This window comes from Intestinibacter sp., from assembly GCF_051866655.1.
Lineage (GTDB): Bacteria > Bacillota > Clostridia > Peptostreptococcales > Peptostreptococcaceae > Intestinibacter.
On sequence record NZ_JBJDXL010000532.1, the window covers coordinates 1 to 7,381 of the forward strand.

At 30.0% G+C, this 7,381-nt stretch carries 5 protein-coding genes; 1 reads left to right on the forward strand and 4 read right to left on the reverse strand.

What is annotated here, in order from left to right; translation table 11 throughout:
• Positions 1–381: 381 nt before the first annotated feature.
• Both ACI3VO_RS16080 and ACI3VO_RS16085 read right to left on the reverse strand, forming a co-directional pair.
• Positions 382–834, reverse strand: coding sequence for a hypothetical protein (locus ACI3VO_RS16080; RefSeq protein WP_439758885.1), 453 nt, complete (start codon positions 832–834; stop codon positions 382–384).
• Positions 835–847: 13 nt separating this feature from the next.
• A complete protein-coding gene (locus tag ACI3VO_RS16085; RefSeq protein ID WP_439758886.1) occupies positions 848–3,262 on the reverse strand; it encodes a DUF3656 domain-containing U32 family peptidase in 2,415 nt (804 codons plus the stop codon).
• A 287-nt stretch (positions 3,263–3,549) separates the two neighbouring features.
• On the opposite strand from ACI3VO_RS16085, the gene ACI3VO_RS16090 reads away from it, so the two are divergent.
• Positions 3,550–4,149 carry a LysE family translocator gene (locus ACI3VO_RS16090; RefSeq protein ID WP_439758887.1) on the forward strand — a complete coding sequence of 200 codons (600 nt, stop codon included), beginning with the start codon at positions 3,550–3,552 and terminating at the stop codon, positions 4,147–4,149.
• Between the two features lie 62 nt (positions 4,150–4,211).
• On the opposite strand, the gene zapA is transcribed toward ACI3VO_RS16090, so the two are convergent.
• Together zapA and pheT are read right to left on the reverse strand one after the other, a co-directional pair.
• Complete coding sequence (gene zapA, locus ACI3VO_RS16095; RefSeq protein WP_439758888.1) at positions 4,212–4,823, reverse strand: cell division protein ZapA; 612 nt, start codon at positions 4,821–4,823, stop codon at positions 4,212–4,214.
• A gap of 28 nt (positions 4,824–4,851) precedes the next feature.
• A complete protein-coding gene (gene pheT, locus ACI3VO_RS16100) occupies positions 4,852–7,245 on the reverse strand; it encodes a phenylalanine--tRNA ligase subunit beta (protein WP_439758889.1) in 2,394 nt (797 codons plus the stop codon).
• Between the last annotated feature and the right edge of the window lie 136 nt (positions 7,246–7,381).

Here is a 7,381-nt window from a genome sequence, read left to right on the forward strand (position 1 = left end):
AGTGCATAAGAGAAAATTTTATTTTCTACTTACACACTTTATCTTACACTCCCTAAAACACAACAAAAACCATGTAACTTTATAAGGTCAAACTACTTTGACCTTATAAAGTTACATGGTTTTCTAATTTACTAATCTTATTAATAAAAACATATATATTAAAATTTAATTGCATTTAGGAATAGATCTATACTTACTTATTTATTAATTCCAATATAGGAAACAATTAATTTCATCGTATTCATAAGTCCATCAATATGTGTACGTTCCATATCAACAACTAAAAGTTCTTCAGCATCAGATGGAAGAGTATCTCCACCTAAATTCTCTCTTAAAATATATTATATCACTAATCATAACAATTTAAACTAATTTAAAAAACTATTTTTCTTTATAATCCTCAACTAATTTTACATAGAATTGATCCTTTGGTATTCTAACGAAATAATATTCTTTTTCGTCCTTTTCTAAGGTTATAGTTTCTCCGTGGTCGTCTGTTTTTATAGTTGCAGGAGTAGTTTTATCACCATTTTTTATATTTATATCTATGCTGTTTTCCTTTGATTCGACTACCTCATAGCTACACTCTTCACGTGAGCCATCGCTGTAATATAAATCTAAATTCATTTTCCAGTCGAATTTTAATAATGCACTTTCATCCTCGCCTTTATACTCCCAATATCCCTCTACATCTTGTATTTGTAAAGTATTTTGTGCTGAAGATTGTTCGCTTTTAGTGGAAGTTTCGTCTGTTGATTTTTCTTGTGTAGTGCTATCCTTGCTACATCCTACAGATAGAATTACAATCAACAATACCATCAATATTTTTTTCATAAAAATCCCCTCTTTAATCTATTCCTTTATATAGATGTCCTAATGTTGTATCTAATTCATCAAATAATTCTTGTGTCTCGGCACTAACTGTACAATTATTTTTTATCACATCTATAAATGCCTGTGTTATTTTTACTATTAAACTAGTATCCTCATGTGTAAAATCTAATCTAAATACACTAACTCCAGCATATAAAAGGTCCTCTAGTTCATTTATCAAACAATTCGGTCTTGAATTATATATTGTACTTCTGCAGAATAATCCTTGAGATATTCTATATTCTTCTCCCTTAAAATCTCTGAGTGCGTATTTACTTTCGTTACAAGCTGCACATCTTTTGTCTTTTTTACAGTTTCTAGTAAGTACACCCATTGGGCAGTATTCACTTATCATCATCGGAATATATCCGTATGCTACTGTCTCTATTTCTAAATCTGTGTATTTCGTAGTTTCTTTTATCTCGCTTATATTTAATTCCTGTGAAATACAGAGAGATTTTGCACCTTCTTTTTTATAGTGATTTATTGTCTCGCTATTAAAAGGATTTAAATAGTAATCTACATTTAAAGTCACATTCTCATCGTTTTCTTTGTAAAATTTCACTTGTCCTAGTGCAGATATTTGTACATCTTCTTTGCAGTATTGTTTAGATTTTTCTAGAAATTTATATTCTTTATTTCTAACTATTCTAGGAGCACTGTAGATTAATTTTTTATCGTTTGCTTTAGCTATTTCTACAGCTTGATCTAATGTCTTTAACTCTTCATAGTAAATTGTGTCAATTTCTAAACCAACTATTGCTTTTAATGCTTCTAAATTGTTTATTTTTACTCTAATTTTAGGCTCATATTTTTTACTTTGTTTCTTAGGAATATAGCTTATATTACTTTGTTTATATGCTCTACCCTTTACAGGAATTCTAGCCTCATCTAATAATTCAATTGCATCTCTACGCATTTGATTTATCAAACTAATGGGCATACTTACTCCATCGTCTAAATTTATTATTAGGTTGTCGATTTCGTAAGGTGTATTCCCTAATTTTTTCATTTGAGTTTCTATTTTTTCTTCACTCAATGCGACCTTCAACGCTTTTTCTACTAATTTATCCCCTTTAACAGTTACAAAATTTTCTTCTTTATCTGCCAATGTTAATTGTGGATATTCGTCTAATTTAATTGTAATTTCTGCATCTATTGAATTTTTTACTAATTCTTTATCCTGAGTATAAGTTTTTTGTACTCTATCAATTAAATCTGTATCAGATGTTTTATAGACGACTTGATTTTTTCTAGCTTCTCCTATAAAATCTATTTCTATAGTTTCACCTTTGTGTCCTATTTTGCAGATTTCTTTGCCTTTTATAATTCTACCTATAGTTCCTCCACCTAGGTTTATTCCATCGCCCTTTTTTAGAGTTCCCTCTAATTTTATTTTTAATCGTTTGGCTTTTTTATTGTAGTCCACAACCTTTCCTACATATAAACCCTGATTATTTGGTATGTTGCTGTTCATAACTTCTGAACCAACTTCACCTAATATAAGACCTTTTGTGAATTTTCTATTGAAGATAGTATATAGATCCTCCATTGTGTCTGTGGATATTTTTACCTTTTTGTTTTCAAGGTAATCGTCTATAGCCTCTCTATAACTGTTGATAACTGTCGCTACATACTCTGGTTTCTTCATTCTACCCTCGATTTTCAAGGATAAAACACCACTTTCTATTATTTTATCCACATCCTCTATAGTATTTAAATCTCTTGTACTCAAAAGATAGTCTCCCTTGTTGTGGATTTCTTCACCTGTAGATATGTCTATCAGCTTATATTTTTGTCTGCAAGGCTGTGCACATCTTCCTCTATTTCCAGAACGATTTCCAATCATACTACTCATCAAGCATCCACCAGAATAGCAAACACAAAGTGCCCCATGAACAAAAATTTCTATATCCACATCTGTATTGTCGCAAATATGTCTGATTTCCTCTATAGTCAACTCTCTAGCAATCACGACTCTTTTAAATCCAATACTTTCCAAATACTTCACATCCTCTAGAGAATGTGCCACCATCTGAGTACTTGCATGTAATTCAAAATCAGGTAATAGTCGATGTATAAGCATAGCTACTCCTATATCCTGCATTATAAGAGCATCGACATCTATATCATATAAAAATTTGGCATATTCAACAAAATCCTCTATTTCATTTTGCTTTATAAGTGTATTTGTAGTCACGAAAACTCTTACACCTCTTATATGAGCGTATTTAACTGCTTCTGTAAGCTCTTCTCTATCAAAATTATTTGCAGATGCTCTAGCACTGAAATCTTTTCCACCTAGATAAACTGCATTTGCTCCATTTTGTACAGCTGCCTTTAATGAGTCAAATGACCCAACAGGAGCCAGTAATTCTATATTTTTCATTCTATTTCTCCTATTTATTAAAGTTCGTATTCCATCATCACCTCATAATACACTACTATCCCACAAAACTCAAGTAGGAAAAAGTTATATAATTAACTTTAGACTTTTAAAATTTTTAGGTTATAAGAAAACTAAAACATAAATTCAAAAAATTTTTATGTATTTATAAGTATTTTCTTAATATTTTCTTGAAATAATCAGAATAATTGAAAATTATTAAGTATAAAGCTATAATTTAATAAAAAATTAAAAGAAAGGATAGATAAATATTTAATGGGGGTGATTATATGTTTTTAAAAGGATTTAAATTCGGTATGCTTCTTCAACTTGCAATCGGACCTATTTGTCTATTTATATTTCAGACATCTATAACTAAAGGTTTTTTTATCGCAGAAATAGGTGTATTAGGTGTTGCTGCTGGTGATTCTATACAAATGATATTAGCTATTTTAGGTATTGAAAAATTTTTACAAAAAAATAAATCAGCCTTTAAAATATTCAGCGCAATTATTTTATTTATTTTCGGTGCAAATTCTATACTCGCTACACTAGGCATAGATATATTGCCGACGTTAAATTTTTTAGATCCAAATAGCACTCAAAATATATTTGTTAAATCATTATTTTTAACACTTTCAAATCCACTTACTATTATTTTCTGGGCAGGAGTGTTTTCTAGTAAAATTTCACAAGAGGAGATTTCAAAAAATAGTTTAAAAATTTTTAGTCTAGGATGTATTTTTTCAACATTATTTTTTTTAACTATAGTATCAATTTTTGGTAACTTCACTCAAACATTATTTTCAAATACTATTATCTCAATTCTAAATATAGCAGTAGGCATTTTTCTTATTTTATTTGGTTTTAAAAATTTATTGTCTAAATAAAATTACATAAAAAGCTCTATCGATTTTTACAATCAATAGAGCTTTATTTACATTATTTAATATTATTCTTCATTTGTTGTTGGAACTATCCCTTCTTTAAGTTGATTTTCCAAATCAGTTATCGCTAATTGTAAGTTAAAAGATTTATTTTGCCATTCAGAAGAAAGATTTTCAGCCACCTTAGCTCTTTCTGTTACTTCCTCTAATGACGCCTTTAAACTTTCTATTTGCGCTTTGTAATCTTCTATTTCAGATTTACTACCTTCTGTAACATTACTCAAACTGTCAATTTGCTTTTCTTGATCAGAAATTATACCATTTAATCTCTCTATCTCGAATTTACTCTCAACAAGCTCTCTTTCTTTAGCACTTATTGAATTCATCAATTCAGCTATTTTAGCTTCTACCTCTTCATTTGGTTGTCCTAGCTTTTCTTTGAGCTCCTCCACTTGATTTAATAGAGCCTCATTTTCACTTGAACATTCAAATAATAAATCTGCCATATTTAGTGATGTTAATATGGATACTTGAAGTGAACTAAGATTAGGAGCACTTTCTTTTAATTTATCCATTTCACTATTTACATAATTTGCTACTCTAAGTATTTCTTTTTCAGTCTTTTCTCCGACCATTGCATAATTCGATCCTTGGATTGTCACTGTTACTTTGTTCATTAACTAATTCCCCCTACCAAAAGATGAGTTAGTTTGTTCTTAGCTTAGCGTCTAGTTTTGTTTCTAACTCACTTAAAATTTTATCATGAACCTTAGCTACATCTTCATCAGTAAGAGTTTTATCTTTGCTTCTATAAGTTATAGAATAAGCAACTGACTTATATCCATCAGCTATTTGAGAGCCTGTATAAACGTCGAATAATTTATAGCTTTCAACTAAGCCTTCACCATTAGCTTCTATTATTTCTTCTATTTGACCCACGAATACGTCCTTTTTAACTAATAGAGCTATATCTCTTGAAGTTGAAGGATATTTTGGTAATGGATTGTAAATTATAGTTCTATCTGAATTATCGTATACTAAATCTAAGTCTATTTCACCAAGATAAACTCTTTGTGTTAAGTTATAGTTTTCTATAACTTCTGGATGCGCTTCACCAAATGTTCCTACATATTGTTCTTTATACATTATTGTAGCACATCTACCTGGGTGGAATGTAGAATTATTAGTTTCTGGTTTAATTTCGTAACCTTTAAATCCTATTGCTTCAAATATTTTTTCTATAGTTCCTTTTAACACGAAGAAATCTACATCCTTACCATACATACCTAAACATAAGTGGTTATTTTCTATTGGAAGACCTTCTTGTGGAGTAAATGTATGACCACATTCGAATACTAGAGCTTGTTCTACTTTACGAGAAGCATTAGTATATAATACATCTAATGTAGATGGCATCATAGTTGTTCTCATTATAGAAGTATCTTCTCCAAGTGGATTTAATAATTTTATATAATTTCTCTTAGGACTATCTGCTGGTAATTTTATTTTGTCTAATGATTTAGGACTTACGAAAGAGTAAGTTAATATTTCATATAATCCTATACTTGTTGCAGTGTCTTTTATTTTATCCATGAATTTTTGTCTGTCAGTTTTTACACCAGCAGTTGCATTTCCTTCTAATTGTGCTGAAGGTATTTTCTCGAAGCCATAGATTCTAGCTATTTCTTCGTATACATCAGCTTCTTGTTCCATATCTAATCTGTAATCTGGAACTTCTATTTCTATTTCTTCTGATGATTTTAAATCACATTTGAATTCTAAGTCTTCCATTATTTTAACAAATTCATCTAGAGTTATAGGAGCACCTATGTTTTTGATTATTCTAGATGGATTTACGTTTAATACTACTTTTTCTTGTTTAGTTGGGTAGTCTTCAGCTATTCCTTTAAGAACACGTCCACAACCTAACATTTCAACTAATTGGCAAGCTCTTTCAACACCAGTTTTTGAAGTTTCTGTAGCAACACCTTTTTCGTATCTTCCTGAAGCTTCTGTTCTAAGTCCTAATTTCTTAGAAGTTCTTCTGATGTTTTCAGCGTTGAATGCTGCACCTTCGAATAAAACTTCTGTAGTTTCATCAGTTATTTCTGAATTTAAACCACCCATTACACCAGCTAAGCCTATAGATTTTTCACCGTCAGTTATAACTAGCATTTGGTCGTCTAATGTTCTTTCTACATTATCTAATGTAGTGAATTTTTCTCCTTCTTTTGCAGTTCTTACTACTATTTTTCCTGTTGGAACTTGTTTTAAGTCGAAAGCATGTAGTGGTTGACCATATTCAAGCATTACGAAGTTTGTTATATCAACTATGTTGTTTATTGGTCTTACACCAGCTTCTATTAATCTTCTTTGCATCCAGTATGGAGATGGACCTATTTTTACGTCTTTAACTATTCTAGCTCCGTATCTCATACATAAGTCTGGATTTTCAACTTTTACATCGAAATCTATTTCTTCATCACATTCTTTTACTGTGATTTCTGGATATTTTATTTTTTTACCTATAGTTACAGCTGCTTCTCTAGCTATACCTATCATAGATCTACAGTCAGGTCTATTAGCTGTTAATTCGAAGTCTATAACTGCATCGTATAATCCTAATGCTTCTTTGATGTCTTTTCCTAAGTCCATACCTTCGAAGTCATTTAATAGGTATATACCATTTTTACTTTCATCTGCTACATAGAATTCATCTATTCCTAATTCTTTAGCAGAACACATCATACCTTCTGATAATACACCTCTTAATTCAGAAGTTTTTATTTCTTTACCTCCTGGTAATTTAGAGTTGTCTAATGCTACTGGAATTATATCTCCTTCGTGTACGTTTGGAGCTCCTGTACATATTTGAACTGTTTTTCCATTTCCAATATCTACTTGACCAACTACTAATTTGTCAGCATTTGGATGTTGTTTTAATTCTACTATTTTTCCAACTACTACATTTTCTATTCCTTCTCCAAAGAATTCTACAGTTTCAGTTTTTGTTCCTGTCATTGTCATCATATCAGCGAATTCCACTGAATCTATATCTATATCAACGTAATCTTTAAGCCATTTTACAGGTACTAACATTTTTTTCCTCCTAAATTTTATTTCAGTTTATAGTATTTAAATCATTTAATGTTATATCGAATTTTTTATAAAATATTCTATTTAAAATAAATCCTATTTAAATTGATCTAAGAATCTTATATCATTTTCAACTAAA

What these genes read in the sequence shown, in the direction of transcription:
- ACI3VO_RS16080 (WP_439758885.1), bottom strand. Translation starts at nt 834, where the DNA reads ATGAAAAAAATATTGATGGTATTGTTGATTGTAATTCTATCTGTAGGA.
- ACI3VO_RS16085 (WP_439758886.1), bottom strand. Translation starts at nt 3,262, where the DNA reads ATGAAAAATATAGAATTACTGGCTCCTGTTGGGTCATTTGACTCATTA.
- ACI3VO_RS16090 (WP_439758887.1), top strand. Translation starts at nt 3,550, where the DNA reads ATGTTTTTAAAAGGATTTAAATTCGGTATGCTTCTTCAACTTGCAATC.
- zapA (WP_439758888.1), bottom strand. Translation starts at nt 4,823, where the DNA reads ATGAACAAAGTAACAGTGACAATCCAAGGATCGAATTATGCAATGGTC.
- pheT (WP_439758889.1), bottom strand. Translation starts at nt 7,245, where the DNA reads ATGTTAGTACCTGTAAAATGGCTTAAAGATTACGTTGATATAGATATA.